The organism is Paenibacillus sp. P3E (genome assembly GCF_001909045.1).
GTDB classification, from domain to species: domain Bacteria; phylum Bacillota; class Bacilli; order Paenibacillales; family Paenibacillaceae; genus Paenibacillus_AQ; species Paenibacillus_AQ helianthi.
Genome location: NZ_LVWH01000126.1, coordinates 15,371 through 36,991 on the forward strand (window position 1 = coordinate 15,371; position 21,621 = coordinate 36,991).

Genomic DNA, 21,621 nt, shown 5'->3' on the forward strand with positions numbered 1-21,621 from the left:
GACAGCGGAGGCCGCATGGTTGGCGGTACTTAACTTATAAGGGGGCATAGACCCCACACATTTAGGTATAAGAGGGAGAAGAGAATGGGCGAATATTTTGAATGCGAGTTAAAACTTAATGACAAGGACGAAACCTTTGTTGCCATGATCAATCTTAAAATACTGCCAAGAATTGGAGAGCACATTGGCACTATTGTAAAAGGCAGCATGCATCGTTTTAAGGTGACAGACATTTGGCATTGGGCCGGAGACAAAAAGACTGGGCATCGAATCACTATTTATGTTAACCACACCGGGAAGTAGAGGGGGAGAAGAGGATATGAGCAAGATCATAGTTAATTACGTAACAAAACAGTCGCATTGCTCATGCTGCGAATAGAGGCTGCTACAGATTAAAACTAGCAAAGTCAAACAATTCACGATTAGACCAGAAGATGTGACGGATTGGGCCGAACAAGAAATCTGGCAATGCTCATCCGAATGCGCTGACGAGTTTGAACAGATGGTCAATGAGTTCGTGAGTGAAATCATAAGCTTCCACGCAGCAGATATGTTTGAACAAGTTGTTATTGAAAATATCGAACTGGTAAACGTGAAGGAATTTATTGCGCGAGAAGTTGTTGGTCAGGCCGCAGGCCATCGAAACGCGACCGAATAACCCAGTGAAACGGGGGCCGGGACAGGTCCGGCTCCTACAGATAAGGAGAATAGACATGAGCCTAGTTGATGAAATCAGAGAAAAGCTTTCAACCTGCTTAGAACCAACCTATGTACCGTTTGACCATGAGGATATTGATAAGTTCGTTTCAAACGGAGGAAACTTTGGAGATGCAGTCATTGTCCATTCGTTATCCGAAATCAAAGATTGTCACCACATTAAAACGAAGCACGGTTTCATCGGATTCAACTACAACCCTTACTTTCCGCCTAATTCAATGTGGATTGTCAATCAAAAAGTAGTAGGGGAGGAAACAGACAATGCCTAAACTAATCGACGCAGAAAAACTATTGTGGTGGATAAAAGACGCAATGAACGAGCTTCCGTATTTTTGTGAGACACCAGATGATATTGCCAAATATCGCATACTTAAGCAGATTCGTAATTTAACGGATGCCGGCACCTTTGACCCCACACCAGTACAGCCAGACATCCATCCGGGTGATATGGTACGCGGTAAAAAGAAGGCCTTATATCATGGTGCGGGTATCGGAAGAGTTCGTTGTATATTTTGGGATGCAGAAGGTCATTGGGCGGATTTAATGTACGACAATGGATCAATGGCAATATATCCGCTTGACGAACTGGAGGTAATCGCCAATGATCAGCCAACAGAAAAAGCATAAACGCATCACCCCTATGCCGGTAGTATCCAGTTTCAGCCCACCGAACCGGGAGACATGCCACAGTGAATGTATCACCCGCCAAAAATGAAACTGCGGGATGCACCGAGAAGCCACTACATGTCAGGCAAGAAAGGCGGTAAGAAGAATGCGAAGCAAGTACGGAGCGAAAAAGACGCAAGTTGACGAGATTATCTTCGATTCCCGCGCCGAAGCCAAGAGATACCGTGAGCTAATGCTCTTACAACGCGCTGGTGAGGTCACAGAGGTCATTTTACAGCCATCATACGTATTAATGCCCGGATTCCGTCACAAGGCCACAGGCAAGCGCGTACAGCCTATCACGTACAAGGCAGACTTCCTTGTCACCTACAAAGACGGACACCAGGAAATAGAGGACGTTAAGGGAATGAAGACAGATGTGTACCGAATCAAGAAGAAGCTATTTATGAATATGTACCCGGATCTTTATATCAAGGAGGTCAGCGCATGAGATATGAACGCCTATTAGACCTTGGACAAGATTACGTATGTACAGACTCCCACGGTGCGATTACAGCCATTATTAAGCCAGTACGCAACCAAGTTACCGGAGAAATACAAAGATGGCACCAAGGGGCTTACAGAAGACCGTACGCACGCATGGGTAAACTACCAGATAGCAATAAAAGTGCATAAAATAATGCGTAAATCTATGATATAACTTCCAAAAGTGCCGGGAAATAGTGTATAATGAGAGTAATAGAACATATACGGGTGAAAAGGAGATTTGACAAATGAATGTAACGGAAATTCAGGGAAAGATTGAGCAGCTGCAGTACGAATTGAACACGGAAAATCAGCGCGGCGGATTAAGAGATGCGGCGAAGGTAGAAAACCTGGAATTGCAGATCGCGGATTTAAACAAGCAGATCGAGGATCATAACCGGGCGGCCATTGAAGCGACAGTAACCACAGAGGTTTCAAAGTTTATGGATACGCTGGACTTTGAAGGCGTGAATCCGCAAGATTTATTCCTTAATTTCAGTGCTGACGGGGCGGAATCATCTTACAACTACGTGAATGCCGTGATCCAAAACGCTGTTTCAAAAATGAAACAAGCAGATTTATCAAAAACGAATGCGCTTATAGCAGAAAATGAAGCACTGCAAGCGAAATGCGACAAACTGCAACAGGAAAAAGAAGAATTATCCCATGACTTGAGCGTGCAAAATCTGGAAGTTAGCGACCTTAACGCCCGTTTAGCAAATGCAACACGGATGCTGGATGAAGAAAAGGCCGAAGTAGAACGGTTGACCAGTCAGGTGGATGACCTTCGCAAGGAGATTGCAGTCGGTGCCGCGGCAGCAGCAAAGGTTGTAGAGGTTGATGTACGCAGCGCCCGGGAGATTTGGGAAGAAGAACGGCAAAAGGAAGAGAATGCAAAGGAAGTTATCTACAACATTCGGTGGAAGGATGACTTACGTAGAGATACTTACTTGGCGGAACTCGCTAAAACGGACGAAACAATAGAAATTCCTTACTACGCCATGAATGGTGACCTTAAGAATCCGACAGCCATGAAAGGGAAGTACCGGGTGGTGACCAGCGAGCAAGCGCCATCGTTTCGAGCCGAATACCTTGCCAAGCAAAACGCAGAGCAAGTGGATACAGATAGCACTGGGGTTCTGGAAGTGGCGGAACAGCTTGTAACACCGACGGTGCCCTCTTTTCGAGAAGAAGACAGCGCAATCAGTGGACTGGATCAAGTCAACACTGGTGTGGAGATGGCAGGAAAAACGGTTGAAGAAAGACTCCAAGCGCTTGAGTTAGCAGTATTCGGCAAAGCAGAGGTGGAGGCGGCATAAGCCGTTTTCCCCTTATGAAAAAAGGCGATAAAGTAAGAAACCGTAAAAATCCCAATGTGACAGCAATCGTGCATGAAGTAGAGAACAAGTATGTTCCGGGTTTTGGATTTGGCAGACGGATCAAGATCACGCAAGGAATGCACACCAAGTGGGAACCGGCAGGCCAATGGGAAGTGATTAAGGAATAATTTAATCTATAGGGGGGATTAACCATGAACTGGAAGGAGTCATACGCTGATACGTGTGCGGAGCTGCAGATGATGAAACTGCGGGAATTCGAACTTCGGAAACAATGGGAAGTTGCCCAGAAAGCGATGAAGGAAGGAAAACTACCGTCAAGCATCTACTGCCATATAGATCTGGTAAAGGGACTAGAGCTATATGATAAGGCTGCTGAAAAGCTAAACGAGTGCGTGGATGAAGTGATGCGTCTGGAAAGTATAAAGCGTCAATATGAATCATACATGGATCAATTCACAGGACTGGATAATGTAATATTGTCTAAACGTGCTCAAGGGTACAGCCTGAAGGAAATAGCTGCACATACTGGACATTCATACGGATATATCAGAAATAAAATGGCTCAACATGACAAAGTAGTGACAACAAGTGCAAAGGCTTCGTGATATTATAGTAGTATGAGGAATTGGCGATCAGTGACCCGGGGACTGCCCCTATCGCCGATTCCCATCGCTCCTTTAATGGACACTCTTCCTACTCAGCGCTGAGAGATCGGCGCTACCTTTTAGCAACAACCACACATCATTCTGGTGAACGACTCGCTCCTTAATGGTGGTGTGGATATGCATATATGATGTGTTATAATCAAGATGTGGCAGGTAGTTTAGCAGTAGAACGCCCGATGAGTCTAAGCGGTCAGGGTCGCACCTTGATGCCATGCATTCCGTATGAGGGAGAGGCAGGTGCAACTCCTGCACTGCCACATCAAACACAGCAGCCCCAGCGGACCGGGGAAATGAGGCAGGCAAAGCGAGGACCGCCCCCACTGGCTCGGGTATACCCAGTCTGAGTAGCAGAGAGAGTAACGGTATGTCGCCGTTGCTCTTTTTGCGTTTTGCGGCAAAGCCGCCATCAATCGACTGAATAGGCTTAACGAAGTGGAGGCCGTAATGAGGCATTCAGAAAGATATTTAACACTAGTATTAATAGGTATGATATTAATCTTTATCGAGGTGGTGAGATAGATGAAACATCAATTTACGTTCCAAGATGTATCTGAATCACTGTTGAGGGATAAAGGACCTGGAGAAACGGTAACAGACATGTACATTGAAGATAATTTGATCGTCATTATCACAGAAGAAAGGAAGGAAAGGGAATGAAACTACACGTAGACGGAACCGTTGAAGGCACACCAGAGGAAATCATGAAGTATCAGCAGCTCAAACCAATGGGAGTAAAGCCTTTGGGCGCAAGTGGAATACAACAGACTCCTTATATCGCACCAAACACGACAATAACGGGAACTGGACCGCAGATAGCTTATTGTGATTCAATAGCAAGCGCTGTTAAATGACTTAATTGCGTTGTTACAGGAATAGTGAGTCTCCGAAATTACGGGTGTTATATCGTAAAAGCGTAGGAATGAGGTGTAAACATGGACGCACATCAGATTATCAAGCAGCATGAAGGGAAGAGCATAGAGATTGTCGAGAACGTAGGCGGGAACATAAACATTAAATTTTACGATGGAACAAACTTGGTATTGATAGATAACCGTTGCAATACATGCGGTGGATACAGGGTTGAAGGAACTGAGGAAGATTAGGGGAGGTGAACACAATGGGAGCAGGAGTAGCATTAGACGATGAAAAGCGAGAACGCATCAAAGCCCTGCTAACCATGGGCAAGTCAAAGAACCTTATTGCTAAAGAAGTTGGCGTATCATGGGCAACCGTGGATAAGATTAGCAAGGAAGAACCGGACGAGCTTGAGAGTTTGCGAGAAGAGAAAAGGGAAGAACTGATCGACGTTATCTACGACGATATGAAGCAGGCGCTGGCATTGGGAAGACAAAAGATCAAGCTTGCTCAGGCCGCAGCTGAGAACTTTGACGGAATTATTGAAAAACTCACAGATGCTCTCACAGATGCCAACGCAAATCCCAAGGATATCATGGATATGGTGAGAGAAGTTTCATCGGTTATGGCGATTCCATTAGGACAGATATCCACGTACTTCGGTACTTTATATGATAAACGGGCGCTAATGAAAGGCGATCCCACAGCAAATACCAATATTAATGGCACGATGAATGTTAAAAGCGATTTACGGAAGCTCTCACCGGAGGAGTTGAAGAACCTTGAGAACATCCTTAGCAAAGTTGCCAACACTGGATGAAGTCAGACAGGCCCGTGCCTATGCTGACTTTTCTTATTTTGTAGACTATGACAGCGAGTACCGGGATAAAGAAGGAAAACACCTGGATGTACTGGATAACACCTTGATGAAAGTATCTACTGGTGAATTGAAACGCGTCATTGTTACGATGCCTCCCCGCCATGGTAAGAGTGAGCGTGTTTCAAAAAAGTTCCCAGCATGGCACGTGGGAAAGAATCCCGGCGATGAAATCATACTAGCCTCGTACTCTGTTGACCTGAGTCGGGGCTTTTCTCGTATCGCCAGAGACACGCTGACCGCCAACAATGGTGTATTTGAGGTGAGTGTAGACAAGAACAACCAGTCTGCTGAATCTTGGGGCGTAGAAGGTCACAGAGGCGGCGTAACTGCTGCTGGGGTAGGCGGACCAATTACAGGTAAGGGCGCTAAGATAGCGATCATAGATGACCCTGTAAAGAACGCTGAGGAAGCCAACTCTGAAGTTATGCGGGAAAAGGTATGGGATTGGTATCAGTCTACCTTGTACACACGGTTAACGCCTGATGGACGTATCATCGTGGTTATGACACGGTGGCATGAAGATGATCTGGTAGGCAGGCTGCTGAAGAAGGAAAAGGAAGAGATTGAACAAGGGGTACACAAAGGCGAGCGCTGGACGGTGATTAACTTCCCGGCATTAGCTGAAGGCAACGACTATTTAGGTAGAGCTGAAGGAGAAGCGTTATGGCCTGAGTTTGGATTCACCCGAGAGAGAATGCTACAGATATTTGCGGATGTTGGATCTTATGTAGCTAATGCGCTTTATCAGCAAAGGCCATCTGCTGCTGGAGGTACGATATTCCAACGTAAGAACTTCAGATACTTTCAAGAAGAGACGAAATTTATTTCCATGCAGTATTTTCTGGTTGGTGAGAAGCGATATGAGAAAGCAAGGTGCAAGATATTTCAAACAGTAGACACGGCTAATAGCGAAAAGACGATCAATGACTACTTTGTGGTTACAACATTCTATGTCACGCCAGACAATGACATCCTGGTGTATGACGTGTTCCGTACTCATATCATTGGTCCTGACCAAAAGCCACTCATGAAAGAGTTGAACTACCGTTACAGGCCGTCATTTCAGGCAATAGAGGATAAGACCTATGGCACTAACTTGATACAAGAAATGACACGGGAGGGTATGACGGTTAAGCCAATCAAGGTAGATAAGGACAAAGTTACCCGCAGCTTGCCGATATCTGCGAGATATGAGGCTGGCAAGGTATACCACCGTGAAGGAGCTCCATGGCTCACAGACTTGGAAGATGAAATGTTGAGTTTCCCCCGCGGCAAGCATGATGACCAAGTGGATACATTGTCCATAGCCGGAGAACTGGTTCATACAATCGTGTACAACGAAGAACCATGGACGGCTATGCCGGATCCCAATAGACAGCAGAGTTTCGATGAAGACGATGACGAAGTAACAACGAACTATAACGGATTTTACTAAGGTGGTGAACCCATGCTCAATATATTGATAGGGTTTATTTTAGGCATAGTGTCAACCTTCGTATTACTCAGATTAACTGTTGGAAAGACACACAAACCACCTGAAAGAAGGTAAGTCATGCAAACAATCGCATTACTAGTTGTAATATTCCTGCTGCTCTGCGCTGTGGGCTATTTGCTGCGTGTCAATGGTCGTCTGACTGATAAAGTGATGGCAAAGGACTACCGGGAGTATAAAACGCTTGATAAGCCTGTAGATACAGTTGAAACGCCTAAGCGTAAGCCCATGAGTTGGGCTGATGATGTTGACTACGATGATGACAATCTACAATAGGGAGGTGATACCATGACTGTAGCCGACAAGATCAAGAGTATATTTGGCATGGAAGGCACAGAGAAGCCGGATAAAGAGCCGATCAACACGCCTCAGCAGCAGAAGTTATTTGAGGTTGTGCATAACGATTACCAAACATTCAAAGAGAATCGGCAGATCATTGAAGATCAATGGCGACTGGAACAGCGCTTTTACCGCGGTGATCACTGGTATGGACTCAGGCCTGACCACATCACGAATCTTAGGCCGTCCAACGTGGACAATATAGCATGGGCGCAAACGGAAGCTATCCTGGGTAAAATCACCGGCTGGGACCCTTATCCAGACTTTGAGGCTCAGGAAGAGAGTGACGAATCCAAAGCGCAGGACTTGAACGACTTCATGCCTTATGAGCTACGGCAGATTGGATTCCGTTCCAAATACATCCGGGCGGTACGTACAGCAGTCGTACACGGTCCATTGGCGCTTAAGACCATATTTGATCCTACAGTTGAGGGTGGACGCGGACAATACAAATACGATGGACAAAACGATATCATTCCGGTGGACTTGGGCAGTTTCTTCCCGGACCCACGTGTGAAGGACTTCATAAACCTTCAAAAGATGGGTGCTATCATCATCAACACCCGGCAGACTATGGAACACTTTAAAGAGCGATGGCCAGAGCAAGGGAAGAAAGTAACCGCTGACCAGGATGCGAACGAGGTCGAGATATTTAACCTCAATAGTGGTAGCCAGGACTCATTTAACTATACAGATGCATACCTAGGCAATGAAAGTACACAGCAGCAGACTGCTGGGCTAATTGAATACTGGTATCGAGGATTGCCAAAGGTCATCACACCAGAGGATAAAAAGCTATTTGAGGATTTGGCGCTGAGTCAGGTGGAGCAAGGAAAAGATCCATCCGAATCAATCGCTAAGGCTGATGGCACAATGGAGGGAATACACTGCATCTACGTTTCCACAGGTGGCGTGTTCCTTGAACATAAGGCATATGTGTATGATCACGGTAAATACCCGTTCAGCGCCCGTACATTGTTCCCTATTGAGGGCAATATTTGGGGCAAGGGATTTATGCGTGACATGATAAAACCGCAGATGATGCTTAACAAGTTCGCGGAGTTGGCCGTCGAGGGAATGGCAAAACAGGGTAACAGTGCCATGATGTACGAAGAAGGTGCAATCAATCGTAATCAGGTGCGCACCTGGAAGGAACAACGATCTACCCCAGGCGGTATGCTTCCAGTGGCAGATGGTGCTATATCCGGTTCAAAACTCAAGGAAATCACTGGCGTTGACGTACCGACCACTGTTTTCAACATGCTGAATTACTACAAAGAAATGCTGCAAAAGATTCCCGGACAGTTTGATAGCGCCAATGGTCAGGCCAGCAGCAATGTAACCAGCGGTGAACAGGCCAAGGCGCTCATATCCGCAGCCAGCACGCGTTTGAACATCGTAACAGATGCCATACAGGAGGCTCTAGAAGAGGTTTTTAGCCAGTACATCGAACTGATAGCACAATTCTATACCACTGAACGTGTGGCGCGTGTAACAGGCCGTAAGGTAGGTATGAGCCGTGAACGATTGGTTAACGGAGTACCGACACAGATTACGAATAAACTTGAAACAGGCGAACAAGAGACGCTGAATCTTACCGAGGAGTATGTTCCTTGCTTCGACATTAAGGTAAACATCGCCGCTGACAAGCCGGTTGACCGAGAATATTGGATTCAGATGGCTTTTAACATGATCGGGATGGTAGATCCCATCACGCAACTACCTATGATCGACGCTGAGGCGGTCAGATACACCGTGCAGCATGGACGCATGGAGCCAATGAGCGTCATCGAGGCGCGTATCCAAGAGGCCGCAGGCGTTCAGCAACAACAGCAGCAGATGCAAGATCAATTTGCACAGCTACAAGCAGAGAATCAGACATTACAAGAGAAACTAGGACAGGCAAGCGAGCAGCAAAACCAGCAACAACAGGAAGACAAGATGTTTGACCGCAATATGCAACAACAAAAGATGGACATTGAGGCCGCGAAAGCAGCCGGTATGCTCCAAAAACAGCAAGCTTCATAAGTTAGGCCCTTCGCAGAGCAGCGTGGGGCCTTTTGTATGTGCTTATTCCTGCTGCCAGCCATAGCAGCCTATTTGATAAGGAGGAAATACCATGGAAGACGAACAAGTCGCCAGCCATAGCGAGGACGTTCAACAAGAACCACAAGAGTCTGTTGTATCTGATGCCTTAGCTTTATTCGGACTAGACACACCGTCCGTTGTTGAGGACCCAGCAGGGGAAGTAGAACAAGAAGACGAGCCTGAAATAGATCCTCCTGCCATAGAGGAATCGAAAAAGCTCATTGTGAAAGTGGACAAGCAAGATCGTGAAGTTTCAGACGATGAAATCCCGGAGCTTGTGCAAAAGGGATTTGGCCTGGACAAGGAACGCGCACGTAGGGAGAAATACGAATCAGCCCTGACACGAGCCGCCAAACTCGCGGGGTATGACAAAGTAGATGACTACCTGACGGATCTGGACACGATTGAGCAACAAGCTGTGAAACAAAAGGAAGATAGTTTCAATACCCTTCGTCAAGAAATGATCGACGAATACACCGCAGCCGGTTGGGATCCGACCCAACTTGAGAGCTTCTTGGATAATCACCCATTGCTTGCGCAGGCAAAAGAGGTGATGGAGCGCGAAAAGGCGACACAAGAAGCACAGAAGCAGCAGCAAACCGAACAGGCAAAGCTTCAAGGCTGGCAAGACCTGTTCGCAAAGTACCCTCAACTGACGGAAGAGCTTCCCGCAGACGGATCGGCGGCACCCTGGTTTACACCTGAGATGCAGCGGTTGGTAAATGACCGCCACTACGACCCGATTGACGCTTATCGCTTGGTACACAGTGACAAGATCATTGCAGACGAGCGCAAACGCACGGAACAGGATGTTATTAAACAACAACGCCTGAATAAACGGGCGAAGGTGGAAACTGATGCTCCTGCTGATGATGAAACCGCAGTACCCAATGAATTGAGCAGTGCATTTGCATTGTTTGGACTTGATCCTAAAGCAGCAAAAAAATATATCAAAAAGTGAGGTAGTCAACCATGGCATTTAAATTTGCATTCAACGATTATGGCGCTCCTACGCACCATATCAGTTCTATCCTGGCAACAAACTCTGAGGCATTCGTGCTTGGCGAGGCAGTTAAGCTGGCATCTGGACGATGGACAAAGGCAACCAACGGTGCGTCAGTGGCTGGATTTGCTAACCAAACGCTTGCAGCAGGCACAGATCAATACCTTGATGTAGTAATTGCCCGGGAAGGTGACTGGTTTGATGCCCCATATACTGGAACTGCAGATGCAACGTTCCTCCCTGGTTTGACAACGGCTGACGTTTCTACGGATGGGCTGTCCGTGTTGTCATCTGATGTAACTGGCGGTCCGTTTTCCGTACTAGAAGTCAACACTAATAAAACAACATGCCGCGTAAAAGTCAAACTGCGGACATTTAGCTAATATAAGGGGGAATAGAAATGGCATCTTCAGCATTGCAATGGGATAAAAACGTACTGGAACCGGTGTTCCGCGAACTATATACACGTGAAATGACAAACAAAAAGGACTATGTACCATCCATGTATGATGTGCAGAAGTCCGATAAAGCCACTGAATCCGTTGAAATGATCGGCGGTGAAGGTCTGATGGAGGACTGGAAGTTCTCCAACAACCAAGTCAAATATGAAGATGTGGACCAACTCTGGCAGAAATACTTTACTCACTCGAAGTATTCCTTAGGCCGTGAGATTGACCGTGACTTTGTAGATGACTTGAAGCTCACTGCCATTCGTGACCGCATACGTTCATTGGCTGACGCTGTGTACAAGACGCAGCAAATGCAAGGAACACAGTGGCTAAATAACGGTATCCTGACCACTACAGCAGTGGATTACAGAGGTCGTACGTATAACGCTGCATTGCCAGATGGTAAATCACTGTTTGCCACTGACCATCCATACAGCCCTACAAACAGCACTGATACTCAGTCGAACAAAGGCGTTGCTGAATTGTCCATTGATACGTTCGACGCTGCGTTCGTGGCTATGCAGCAATGGAAAGATGATAAAGGCAACCTAATGGCAGCGATGGGGGATACATTGTTTGTGCCACCTGCCCTGCGCCGCATAGCGCTTCAAATTGCCGGACTGCCAAACAGCGAAGTGAAGTATGAACCAGGAAGTGCAGACCACAACGCAAACGTGTATGCGGATGGCAGCATTAAAGTAGTTGTTAATCCGTTCTTTACTAACTCCAAAGCTTGGGTACTCGCAGATTCCACGCGCATGATGAATGCCATGAAGTGGTATAACCGCCGGTTGCCTGAAACAGGTTCGATTACGGACTTTGATACTGAAATGGCAAAATATAAAGTTGTTAAGCGTTGCTCGTTCGGTACAGTAGACTGGGCATGGGGTTATGGGAACTTCCCAGCATAAGGAGGGTTATCATGAACGTTTCATCGATTGGAATTAAAAAGGTCGGCAGCTCTCCTGCAAGCTTCATGACAAACCTTATCTCCACCACGGCTACTATTGACCCTGCCAGTTTGGCGACGGTCACAGGTGCCGTTACATCAGCCATCACAGTAACAGGTGCAGCCCTAGGTGATCGTGTCGAAGTATTCCCTCCGGCTGATATGCAGGGAGTGATGGCGTTCGGATTTGTATCTGCTGCCAACGCTGTAAAGGTATCATTCTTCAATCCAACAGGGTCCACCGTGGATCTGGCATCAGGTACATGGACTATTCATGTGATTAGGAAGTGATCTGAGTGAACGAACCGCAAAAAGTTGGGTGGGAAACAGGCGGATCAGCGAAGGAAGACAAAATTGAATATGTATCTCTCCAGAGAATCAACGATAAAATGAGCGCGTCTGAAAAGGCTGGCGTAAAGATTTGGAACACGATGGTAAATTGGATTCGTGATCATGGTGGGATGGAGGAAAAAGAATAGGGGGGCCTCGGCTCCCTTTTTTCTTTATACGGACATGAACAAATTCAGAATGGAAATCGACGCATTGAATGCGATATATGATCAGCAGTGTAAAACCAATGAGTTGCTTCAGCAAATACTAGAAAGAGGGTGCGCAATTGAACCAATACCGGACACTCAAGTACAAAACGTCCACAAACCCCGGGTCAAACGAGACAGTAAACATGCCGTCAATCGAAACAGCGGCGTGGAACAACATGCGCGGAAAAGTAGTAAGCAATCAAACCGGAACGCTGAACCTTCAACAGTCTGACGATGGAACAACCTGGGACACGCTGACCACTGTATCAATCAGCGCCAGTACGCCTGTTAAGTTCAATGAACCTTGCTGCGCGGCATACTTCCGGGTGCAATACGTCAATGGAGCGATAGCGGCGACCGTGTTCAGGCTCAGTATTTACGCCGATCCGTACAGCTAAGGGGTGATGAAATGCTTGTACAAGAAGTCGTCGAGGAAATTGTAGAGAAACTACCAGAGAATACAACTACGGTGGTGTCTATCTTACGGAAGATAACACAAGTTCGTGATCGACTCATGCGTAACTACAGCCCCGCACAGGCCCAATCAGAGGTGCTGAATCAATCTTTTGATGTAACTGTAGGCAATGGACTACTTAACCTTATATGCCCTCCTGACAGTGTTACAGAGGTAGCTATCCGTAATGCCATATATACCAATCAGACATTCGAAGACGAATCCTTGGACTGGCGCAGAATACCACTCCGGCAATTTGATGAACGGGAAAAGCGTCCGTATTACTACTTTGTGGCTGGCCAGATTGGTGTGTACCCTCCACCACTGTTTGACACGTTTTACGGGATAAAGATATTTTACACGCCGGTAATTGGTGAGCTCACATTAGATGATCTGAACAGTGGTACTGGTTTTGAACCGAGTTTTGACATGCTGCTGGTTTATGGTGTGCTGCGTGACATTATTCCGGGAGATAACGACTTTGAAATGCGGTATCAGCAGATATACCGGGAATACACATCTGCTACAAGTGGTTATGAACGATACGCCGTTAAGGAAAGATGGTGACAAAATGACAATTCAAAATCGCTACCCCTGGGCATCCAATACCACGCCAAATACAGCAGACCAGGATGATTCGCGGTATGAGACACCAGGTGGGGCGCAGAATAAGGTAGAATCATACGTATCACAGACATATAACATTGGCGATTTAAAGGTTACTCGTCCTAAGATTGCACTGGGCGCGGTAGGGGCGAATCAATTAGACCCATCATTGCTTACTCAATATGCCGATATTGCGATTAATGCTAAATTTGAAGTGGTTGATGAACAGTTTGCGGATATTGTGAATAGTGTTAAAAATTTCGGAGCTATAGGCAATGGAACAATTGATGATACCGCAAGTATCATTATTACTCAAATAGCAGGTAATATGGTCTATTTTCCAAGAGGAACTTACCTAATCAACTCAGATATATCATTTAGCAAATTAGTTAAATTTACGGCTGGGGCTGTATTGAAGATACGCAATAACGCCAAAGTTGTTTTCAATCAAGGGATTGAGGCTGAATGGCACACTATTTTTGATACCACAGATGATTTTATTAACAATTTTACCTCAAATAGTTCAATTATTATCAGAGGAGTTCCAGTTAAAGCAGATTGGTTTTGTGCAAAAGTAAATGATTTGGATCTAATAAAAACAATACCAGACCAAACAAATAACATCCTCAAATCTTTCCGCGCAGCGTCAGGTAATTTCGTTTCTTCCGGTTCAAACTACCGTAATTCAATCGTATCGGGAGTTTTGCAATTTGGTATTGGATACTATCGAACAGATAAAGCGTTAACGTTATCTAAAATCGTTAGCGGGATTTATTACAGATTAAACGGATTTACGATTTCAGGATATGGTGAAGGTAATACCTATCTTATACGTACAGATAATAGCTCTAAAGATTATGGTTTGTACGCTTTATACACAGGTGAGTTAACAATAATTAAAGGCTTTAAATACACTTGTTATAATCCCGATGGTTCCAATGATGCAGAAAAATACTCATCTGCTTCTCGTTCGTTGTTATTTCTACAAGGCGACTCTCTACATCTTTCTAACGTTTGGGTTTCAGGGGCGCAGACAAGTGTCACTGATTCTAACGGAGTAAAAAGAAACGGCGTAGGAATACAATTTTCATCATGTGTAGACACGTATTTTACTGATTTGTTTGTTGAAAATTGCACAACCGAGGTGGCGTTTGGTTCTAGTATAGTTTCAGGAACCAATATTGAATTGTATAGCGCCAGGGAGTATGCCATTGGATATGGTGTCTTCGATGAAGACTATCCCAATGAGCAAACTACATCATCCGTAATAAATATCACAAATTTACAGGCACAAGCTTGTAAAGTCGGAATCAAAGTACTGGAAAAAGGAGAAACAGGAGAGAAAAACATAACAAACAGTTTCTTTGACGGGTATAACTCTGAATTTTCTACTGTCACAGGTACAACCTTTTGTGATATGAGTCCAGGTACAAGTATATTCGGGAGCATGAATTCCTGTTCTATCAAAAACTTTCCCCAAAACACATTTAAGCTTCACGATAACTGCTCTTTAGGCCGAACGGATCATGCTTTCTATGTTAATTCTTGCAAGATTTCCGGACAAACAAACGATGTATCAGCTGGGGTATTTAACATGTTGGGCACGGGAACATACTCAAACCTAATTGTTAATGGTGCATCTCTAACAGATATTAGCGGAGTTATCTTCTTTGCGGCAATGACTGGGTGTGTAACATTAGAGAATATTTCACTTTCAAGGTATATCGGTAAGTCTGATGAAAGTGTAAATAGACAATTGTTCATATCTAGTGGTTCTTCTAATGTACATCTGCGTAAGATTGTTAGAAATTCATCAGACACTGGAACTCTAAACCAATTTGGTTTCGCTGCTAGCGGGAATGTGTTTATTGACGTAGATAATCTTTATCTAGCAACAAGGTCAGTTAGTGGATCGGCTACTGTTACGATGCCTAGTAAGACAACATTTGCATAGTCTATGCTGCGCAATAGAAAGAGGTGAACTATGAACCTTACCGATATCATATCAGAGTCCGACCTACTGGTCCCGAACGAAGTCCCACTAGCAGACAAGATTATCGCGCTCAACTCTATCAATCAGGACTTTTTCAACGCCGTGAAGATACCCCGGGTGTTGTCACTCACGCCGGTAAAGGATCAAGCAGCATACACCATATCAACAGAGGTGCGGCTGAAGAACATTGATCTTGTGATGGTGGGCATCATCAAGTACAAGGAGCTAATCCCTGGCACCACGAACCCACTTCAGAACACATACACCTTTGACGACACATCACATGTCTTAACCTTGCGTCCTGCACCGTATGCCAGCGGTTTGCAGGGCGTTTTACGTTACAGCAGGATAGCAACAACAACATTTACATCAAGTGTGCTGACGGCGGTTCCAGACGCTCCAGAGGAATTTCATTGGACATATTATGTGGGGCTGGCTGCATTCCTTGCTAATGCTATGGATGATACTGGTAAGGCTGCGACATACGAGAGTCAATACCTCAATGCGTGGGCTCAAGCAGCTGCACAATATTCCGGGGTGAACGCCAATGGTTAACTATGTACCGCGAAAGCAAACACAATATCAACCGCTAACTGGAGTACAGGAGCCTATCAGCATTAGGCAGTGGGCCGGGCTTAACACGTATGACGCTTACTCTATATCCGAATCACAACTAACTGACATGTCTAATATGTCCACATCCGATTACCCGGCTCTCTCTGTGAGGGCTGGGTATTCTGTTTTAGGAACGTTTGGCACTCGGGTGCTGGGCCTAGGTGCTTGGAAAAGCGAACTACATGCTGTATTCAACGATGGATCATGGCGGAAATGGAACGGTAGCTCCTGGACAACTCTCCTTACGGGCATGAATACGTCTGCTGAGTGGGCATTTACCGTGTTTCAAGGTTCTGATTGGGCAGACATTAATCTGATCGGTGTGAATGGCATAGTGGCAAAACGCTACGATGGATCTACGGTTGCTGACTTATCCGGTGTGCCGGCCGGGGCCAAGTACATTACGACTTATGAAAATCGCTTATGGGTAGCATTTGGCAATGAAATTCGAGCATGTGCCGTAGATCAACCAGAGATATGGAATGATTTTGCTGATCTAGATGGATCATCTTACGGCAAGACGATTGAGAGCACCCGTGGTGAAAATGTGAACATGCTGTCCGGTAGCCTGACGAAACTTACCATAGGGATGCCCAATAGCTTGCATGAACTGTACGGCGGTGTTCCGTCAAGCTTTGTGACGAAGCTCATTACTGATGATATCGGCGTGGTGAATAATAAATCGGCTTCAACACAAAGTGGAATCATGCGCATCATTGATCAGAGCGCTATCTACGATTATGCCGGTGGTAACCTACCAAACCAGGAGTTTTCGCAGATTGTCGGCGGTTATCTCTCGGGTATGGACACCAATGCCGCAGCTGGATCAGACCCGGACCTATTGTACTTCCGCACTCACTCCAATGAGATTATGGTCTACGACTCACGCACAGGTGTGGGCTGCTGGAGCAGGTGGACGGGAATTGATCCTACATTTTATCTGCTGCTGGATGATGTGATGTACATCGGTGATAGCCTGGGTCGTGTGCTAAAGCTAGGCGCGTCCACAGCCGATGCAGGAACGCCTATAAGTTGGTCGTTTACCACCAAGCCATTTACCAATCCTACGATGTCACAGCGCCAACGATGGCTTAAACTGTGGCTGTACGCAGAGATTCCCACGGGTACGACCGTCAACGTGTATCTATCCACCACAAAAAACGGTAATGACTTCAATCTGGTTCATACCGTGTCCGGTCCATTGTCCGTCACCGACCGTATTATCATCCCGGTACGCAGTGTGGTGCTACAAAACACCGTCAGAGTCAAAATATCCGGTACCGGCCCGGCTACCATTCATGAATTGGTCCGTGAAGTTCGGCAGCTGCCACTATTTTAGGAGGGTTATCATGGGTATATGGAAGATGTCACAGTTAAAATCCCCGCCGATGACTGATGATGCTGCGGAGCTACGCGAATATGTAAACTATCTGTCCAATCAGATTGCGATTATGTTCAAGGATTTGGATTTCACGCTGAATGGTGATATTTCGTTTCAAAACGTGAAAGCCAAGTCACTCACGGCAGATCGTATGAACGTAACAGAGCTATCAGCCATCACCGCCAACATGGGTAAACTGACGTCCGGGGAGATATACGGAGCCTACATTGCAACGAGAGAAGCTGCATTCCCTAGAGCAGAGATTAATGATGATGGTGACCTGCTGGCGGTGTATACTGATGCGAATAACTATTTGACAATTGAGCCGGGGATTACTGGTGAACCCACAATCGTAATTCGAAAAGCTGGTGCAGTATCGTTGATTCTTGGTCCTGCATTTGGATTCACTGGTCTTTTAGCAAACACACCTATAGTACTAGGAACACAAAGTGGAAATACAACCATAGTATGCGGTGCTTCTGGAACAGTTTCTGTTCCTTCTTGGTCTAAATTAATTAACGTTGATACAGGTACTTCTCTTCAGTCGGAATTAGATGCTATATGGGCAGCAATTGGTGCAAAATCTAACTCTGGTCATACTCATGCAGTTACGGTAACTAGCGGAGGTGGGACATTTACTACTTCTCCCGGATAATGGTACTATTAGGAAAATACCATTACGGAGGTTATATCAATGAAAAAGTTTGTTTCTGGATTAATAGTCGGAGTACTCTTATTTGCTGGAGCATCGGTATTTGCAGATTCTTCTAGTTTGATAGGTCAGAAAGTCCAAGGGCTATTTAGTGTAGAAAAGGCAGGAACTAAGGTAGCGGATGCCGTTATCATAAACGGCACTGCATATGCTCCAGTAAGAGCAGTTTCCGAAGCGGCTGGGGTAGATTTGAAGGTAGAAGGGAAGAAAATTATTATGAGCGAATCAGCAGAGAACACTACCACACCTGCGCCAACGCCAACGCCGTCTGCAACAGCAGTCACTAATAGACCTACGGTTTCTGCAGAACAAGCAAAAGAAAATAAGATCAGATCGTTAGAAGGTAAATTAGCTACTTTAGCCGGTAGTATTGCCATGGCAGAGGCTCAGTTGAAAGACAAACCAGACAATGTCGAGTTTCAACAGAAGGTATCTGATCTGAAAGCGCAGTATGCGGATCTACAGGCCCAACTCGCAGCGCTGCAAGCACAATGAAAAAGGCTGGTATCATCGTTGTCAGTGGGCTGATACTTATTGTGGCATTTGCTTTATTGATCTATCCAACTCCATATAAATACTTCCCATTTTCTTCAACTGGTGATGGGTACTCTGCTGTAAGAGTTAATATTATCACTGGTAAAACAGAACAATATATGAGAGCGCATGGTTGGGTGGATACAACAAAAGGAGTTAGTGTAGAAGACCTTAACAACAATGCATCAAATTGATGACCAGTTAACCATCGTGAAATTCAAGATAGTAAAAAGACCACACTCCAATAGAGTATAGTCTGTTATAATAATCCAGTACAATGGCATAAGGGCGGTCGGCTAATCTCCCGGAAGGGAGGTGATGCCTGTGGAAGTGAAAGATACACTAATGTTGATGATTCAATTCTCAACGCTGGTGATACTTATTCTCTCCTTCAACAAAAAGAAATAGACCGCCCCCGGTAAGGATCGGTCTATTCTGGATCAGCCTGCCAAGCCGCCCGCTCTTAATGCGGATTGTACGTGGGAGTCGTGTTAGCGCACGGCTCCTTCTTTAGTTTATCTTAGCATAACCAATTTTATGCGGCAACATAATTGCCATGCTTTAATTAACGTGATACAAAAATAATCAAAAAGTATTGCGTACGGGTGATACACTTTTAATAACACATAGAACGGACTAAGGACTCCTATCGGGGTCCTTTTTGTATTCCAAAGGAGGGTTAGCATGGCGACACAAAGCATATTCAACCTGGACAATTTACGCAAGGCGGTACAGACATCCAAAACAACCGGAACAGTCGGCGGTGGGGCTGCAACACAACCAAAACAGCCGACATTGACGATGCCTACAGGGGCCGTAGGTGCGCTGAACGGCGTAAAGCAATCTCCACTGCCAACAGTACTGCCACAGGCGGCAATCACAGCGGCGGGTATGGCGAAGACAGCAGCACCGGTAGTACCGGACGCGGCGAGGGTAGCAGCACAGAGGATGGTAGGTACCACTAGTACGACACCAGATCCTAATATGAGTCGTGCCAATCAAGCACTCAACAATCAGGCCAATCTCGTCAATACACCATTTAGCTACAATGCCGATGCAGATCCAGCGTATCAAGCAGCACTCCGGGCGGCACAACAGAACTTAAGCGTCAATCAAAAGAACACCAATGCCCAGCTCAGAGCTACGGGACAGGGTAAATCCTCATATTCGGAGACAGTAGCCAACCAACTGGCCCATCAGAGCGAAGAAAACGTAGCCAACAACATCTTGCCACAGTATGCACAACAGGCATATAAACAGTACCAAGACAGCATTGCAAATAACCGTAACCTTTACCAGGACTACAACCAGCAAGACTTCCAGAACCCAATCACAGAGTCTCAGGTAACAGGAAACTATCTTCCAACAGAGGCCAAACAAGCGATACAGAACCTGTTAGGACTCAAGACACAGGCTGAGACAAAAGGAATCACCAAGGACGCACGCACACAATTAAGCACTGAGGCAGATGCAATCCGGTCGCAGCTTAAGTCGCTGGGCATTGATCCAAGCTTTTATGGTGCCAATAAGACGGCAGCTCAAGCAAGCGTGAATAATCCGGGAATTCGTACACTCCAAGGCCAACAACTGGATCTGCAAGGAAAACAGGCAAATATGGACGCAGCGTCAGCAGTGTCCAACATGACCGGTAAAGTGATTACGCCGCAGACTGACTGGCAGGGTCTTGTTAGACAGGCTACCGATCCGAATACACCACTTAATGCATCACAAGGAAACTTCAACCGCCAGCAAAACTTCAACGAAGGTCAGCAAGGATGGTCTAATCAGTTTGACAAAGCTAAATTTGACGAAGATACGCGCCGGTATGGACTGGATTATGCTCTACAGCAGCAACAAATTGCCATCAGCCAACAAAATGCGAATTCTTCAAGCTCCGGTAACAGTGCAAGCATAGCAAATTCACAGTTTGGACAATTGATGGATGTGTGGAAAGCCACAGGTACAGCACCAGCAGGACTTGAGTCGTATGGTGTTAATCCTGGTACGAAATATACAAGTATTGCAGCAACAAAAGCAGCCACTGCAGTAACTGCAGAGTCTTATGCTACTTCTTATATCGATAAGAGTGTAAATCGTGATGATGAAGGAAAAATAACTAATTTGGACTCAATTAAGGCACAAGTACTACAGTCCGGTCTTCCTGACAGCGAAATTGCAAAGCTTTACTCCAGATATGGGATTCCACTTCCACAGGGCTACTCGGGAAACTGAGTGGCTCCTCTGCTGCTGGTGGAGGAGCCTCTATAGGAGTATTGTCGCGCAAATATGAGTCCAGTGGAAATCCCGCAACAATAGCAAATAATCCAGGGGACATTGGCGGTAAGTCCTACGGATCGTACCAGATCATAAAGTCGAATATGCCGAACTTTTTGAATTACCTCAAAGATACAGACAGTACCGCATTCGCTAACTTTTCGGGTAAAACGATAGGCGGTACAACATTTGACCAAGCATGGAAAGATTATGCTGCGAAAGAACCCGAACAATTCGAGCGGCTACAGCATAATTACATCTTAGCTACACACTATGCCCCGGCTGTCGGTAAGGTGGAGAAAGCAACGGGGCTGAACATTGCTGACCGATCAAAAGCGGTACAAGATGTGCTTTGGTCAACATCAGTACAGCATGGCCCAGGTGGCGCGGCAACCGTATTTAAAAACGCTGGGATTACTGCAAACATGTCAGACGCGCAGATCATTCAGCGGGTGTACGCAGAACGGGGAGCAAATAACGGAACCAAGTATTTCTCCTCATCTTCCGATAGTGTAAGAAAAGGCGTAGTGAATCGGTTTAAGTCAGAGCTAATCGACGCGCTTAAAATGTTGAAGGGGTGAGAT

31 protein-coding genes are annotated in these 21,621 nt (G+C 45.8%); all 31 read left to right on the forward strand.

Going from position 1 to position 21,621, the window contains the following annotated elements; all coding sequences use genetic code 11:
* Nucleotides 1-84 precede the first annotated feature (84 nt).
* The 31 genes from A3842_RS11580 (at nucleotide 85) to A3842_RS11715 (ending at nucleotide 21,618) form a co-directional block, all read left to right on the forward strand.
* Nucleotides 85-303, forward strand: coding sequence for a hypothetical protein (locus tag A3842_RS11580; protein WP_074084849.1), 219 nt, complete (start codon nucleotides 85-87; stop codon nucleotides 301-303).
* 133 nt (nucleotides 304-436) lie between these two features.
* Nucleotides 437-658: a hypothetical protein gene (locus tag A3842_RS11585; RefSeq protein ID WP_074101520.1), complete on the forward strand. Its 222-nt coding sequence runs from the start codon at nucleotides 437-439 to the stop codon at nucleotides 656-658.
* 55 nt (nucleotides 659-713) lie between these two features.
* Nucleotides 714-986, forward strand: a complete 273-nt coding sequence (locus tag A3842_RS11590) for a hypothetical protein (protein ID WP_074101521.1) — start codon at nucleotides 714-716, stop codon at nucleotides 984-986.
* Nucleotides 979-1,344 (forward strand): hypothetical protein, encoded by a 366-nt coding sequence (locus A3842_RS11595; RefSeq protein WP_074101522.1) that lies wholly within the window; start codon nucleotides 979-981, stop codon nucleotides 1,342-1,344. The genes A3842_RS11590 and A3842_RS11595 overlap by 8 nt, the downstream gene beginning before the upstream one ends.
* Nucleotides 1,345-1,489: 145 nt before the next feature.
* Complete coding sequence (locus A3842_RS11600; protein WP_074101523.1) at nucleotides 1,490-1,834, forward strand: DUF1064 domain-containing protein; 345 nt, start codon at nucleotides 1,490-1,492, stop codon at nucleotides 1,832-1,834.
* A 283-nt stretch (nucleotides 1,835-2,117) separates the two neighbouring features.
* Nucleotides 2,118-3,188 (forward strand): coiled-coil domain-containing protein, encoded by a 1,071-nt coding sequence (locus A3842_RS11610; RefSeq protein WP_074101525.1) that lies wholly within the window; start codon nucleotides 2,118-2,120, stop codon nucleotides 3,186-3,188.
* A 14-nt stretch (nucleotides 3,189-3,202) separates the two neighbouring features.
* Entirely contained in the window at nucleotides 3,203-3,376 is a 174-nt protein-coding gene (locus A3842_RS32480; RefSeq protein WP_178382338.1) for a hypothetical protein, read from the forward strand.
* A 24-nt stretch (nucleotides 3,377-3,400) separates the two neighbouring features.
* Complete coding sequence (locus A3842_RS11615; protein ID WP_083609564.1) at nucleotides 3,401-3,814, forward strand: hypothetical protein; 414 nt, start codon at nucleotides 3,401-3,403, stop codon at nucleotides 3,812-3,814.
* Nucleotides 3,815-4,393: 579 nt separating this feature from the next.
* A complete protein-coding gene (locus A3842_RS32485; RefSeq protein WP_178382339.1) occupies nucleotides 4,394-4,531 on the forward strand; it encodes a hypothetical protein in 138 nt (45 codons plus the stop codon).
* Entirely contained in the window at nucleotides 4,528-4,725 is a 198-nt protein-coding gene (locus A3842_RS11625; RefSeq protein ID WP_074101527.1) for a fibroblast growth factor, read from the forward strand. The genes A3842_RS32485 and A3842_RS11625 overlap by 4 nt, the downstream gene beginning before the upstream one ends.
* 81 nt (nucleotides 4,726-4,806) lie before the next feature.
* Complete coding sequence (locus tag A3842_RS32935) at nucleotides 4,807-4,977, forward strand: hypothetical protein (protein WP_218618677.1); 171 nt, start codon at nucleotides 4,807-4,809, stop codon at nucleotides 4,975-4,977.
* 14 nt (nucleotides 4,978-4,991) lie between these two features.
* Nucleotides 4,992-5,549, forward strand: a complete 558-nt coding sequence (locus tag A3842_RS11630) for a hypothetical protein (protein WP_074101528.1) — start codon at nucleotides 4,992-4,994, stop codon at nucleotides 5,547-5,549.
* Entirely contained in the window at nucleotides 5,533-7,044 is a 1,512-nt protein-coding gene (terL, locus tag A3842_RS11635) for a phage terminase large subunit (RefSeq protein WP_256701669.1), read from the forward strand. The genes A3842_RS11630 and terL overlap by 17 nt, the downstream gene beginning before the upstream one ends.
* 117 nt (nucleotides 7,045-7,161) lie before the next feature.
* On the forward strand, nucleotides 7,162-7,377 hold the full coding sequence (locus A3842_RS11640) for a hypothetical protein (RefSeq protein ID WP_074101529.1): 216 nt from the start codon (nucleotides 7,162-7,164) through the stop codon (nucleotides 7,375-7,377).
* Nucleotides 7,378-7,389: 12 nt separating this feature from the next.
* Nucleotides 7,390-9,468: a portal protein gene (locus tag A3842_RS11645; protein WP_074101530.1), complete on the forward strand. Its 2,079-nt coding sequence runs from the start codon at nucleotides 7,390-7,392 to the stop codon at nucleotides 9,466-9,468.
* Nucleotides 9,469-9,559: 91 nt separating this feature from the next.
* The gene (locus A3842_RS11650) at nucleotides 9,560-10,489 is read left to right on the forward strand and encodes a hypothetical protein (RefSeq protein WP_074101531.1); all 930 of its coding nucleotides are present in this window, start codon (nucleotides 9,560-9,562) and stop codon (nucleotides 10,487-10,489) included.
* 11 nt (nucleotides 10,490-10,500) lie between these two features.
* Nucleotides 10,501-10,914 (forward strand): hypothetical protein, encoded by a 414-nt coding sequence (locus tag A3842_RS11655; RefSeq protein ID WP_074101532.1) that lies wholly within the window; start codon nucleotides 10,501-10,503, stop codon nucleotides 10,912-10,914.
* A 17-nt stretch (nucleotides 10,915-10,931) separates the two neighbouring features.
* On the forward strand, nucleotides 10,932-11,891 hold the full coding sequence (locus A3842_RS11660) for a Mu-like prophage major head subunit gpT family protein (protein ID WP_074101533.1): 960 nt from the start codon (nucleotides 10,932-10,934) through the stop codon (nucleotides 11,889-11,891).
* Between the two features lie 11 nt (nucleotides 11,892-11,902).
* A complete protein-coding gene (locus A3842_RS11665) occupies nucleotides 11,903-12,220 on the forward strand; it encodes a hypothetical protein (RefSeq protein ID WP_074101534.1) in 318 nt (105 codons plus the stop codon).
* Nucleotides 12,221-12,225: 5 nt separating this feature from the next.
* A complete protein-coding gene (locus A3842_RS11670) occupies nucleotides 12,226-12,408 on the forward strand; it encodes a hypothetical protein (protein WP_074101535.1) in 183 nt (60 codons plus the stop codon).
* 203 nt (nucleotides 12,409-12,611) lie between these two features.
* Nucleotides 12,612-12,866: a hypothetical protein gene (locus tag A3842_RS11675; protein ID WP_143186255.1), complete on the forward strand. Its 255-nt coding sequence runs from the start codon at nucleotides 12,612-12,614 to the stop codon at nucleotides 12,864-12,866.
* A gap of 11 nt (nucleotides 12,867-12,877) precedes the next feature.
* Nucleotides 12,878-13,489, forward strand: coding sequence for a phage adaptor protein (locus A3842_RS11680; protein WP_074101537.1), 612 nt, complete (start codon nucleotides 12,878-12,880; stop codon nucleotides 13,487-13,489).
* Nucleotides 13,458-15,482: a glycosyl hydrolase family 28-related protein gene (locus A3842_RS11685; protein ID WP_083609565.1), complete on the forward strand. Its 2,025-nt coding sequence runs from the start codon at nucleotides 13,458-13,460 to the stop codon at nucleotides 15,480-15,482. The genes A3842_RS11680 and A3842_RS11685 overlap by 32 nt, the downstream gene beginning before the upstream one ends.
* Before the next feature lie 30 nt (nucleotides 15,483-15,512).
* A complete protein-coding gene (locus A3842_RS11690; RefSeq protein ID WP_074101539.1) occupies nucleotides 15,513-16,076 on the forward strand; it encodes a phage adaptor protein in 564 nt (187 codons plus the stop codon).
* A gap of 310 nt (nucleotides 16,077-16,386) precedes the next feature.
* Complete coding sequence (locus A3842_RS11695; RefSeq protein WP_256701670.1) at nucleotides 16,387-17,475, forward strand: hypothetical protein; 1,089 nt, start codon at nucleotides 16,387-16,389, stop codon at nucleotides 17,473-17,475.
* A 10-nt stretch (nucleotides 17,476-17,485) separates the two neighbouring features.
* The gene (locus A3842_RS11700; RefSeq protein ID WP_074101541.1) at nucleotides 17,486-18,172 is read left to right on the forward strand and encodes a hypothetical protein; all 687 of its coding nucleotides are present in this window, start codon (nucleotides 17,486-17,488) and stop codon (nucleotides 18,170-18,172) included.
* Nucleotides 18,173-18,211: 39 nt separating this feature from the next.
* Nucleotides 18,212-18,724, forward strand: coding sequence for a hypothetical protein (locus tag A3842_RS11705; RefSeq protein WP_074101542.1), 513 nt, complete (start codon nucleotides 18,212-18,214; stop codon nucleotides 18,722-18,724).
* Nucleotides 18,721-18,957, forward strand: coding sequence for a hypothetical protein (locus A3842_RS32000; RefSeq protein ID WP_143186256.1), 237 nt, complete (start codon nucleotides 18,721-18,723; stop codon nucleotides 18,955-18,957). The genes A3842_RS11705 and A3842_RS32000 overlap by 4 nt, the downstream gene beginning before the upstream one ends.
* 124 nt (nucleotides 18,958-19,081) lie before the next feature.
* Nucleotides 19,082-19,171, forward strand: coding sequence for a putative holin-like toxin (locus A3842_RS33770; protein ID WP_221621534.1), 90 nt, complete (start codon nucleotides 19,082-19,084; stop codon nucleotides 19,169-19,171).
* Between the two features lie 276 nt (nucleotides 19,172-19,447).
* Nucleotides 19,448-20,995 carry a hypothetical protein gene (locus A3842_RS11710; RefSeq protein ID WP_074101543.1) on the forward strand — a complete coding sequence of 516 codons (1,548 nt, stop codon included), beginning with the start codon at nucleotides 19,448-19,450 and terminating at the stop codon, nucleotides 20,993-20,995.
* A gap of 41 nt (nucleotides 20,996-21,036) precedes the next feature.
* Complete coding sequence (locus tag A3842_RS11715) at nucleotides 21,037-21,618, forward strand: VgrG-related protein (RefSeq protein WP_074101544.1); 582 nt, start codon at nucleotides 21,037-21,039, stop codon at nucleotides 21,616-21,618.
* The last annotated feature ends 3 nt before the right edge of the window (nucleotides 21,619-21,621 follow it).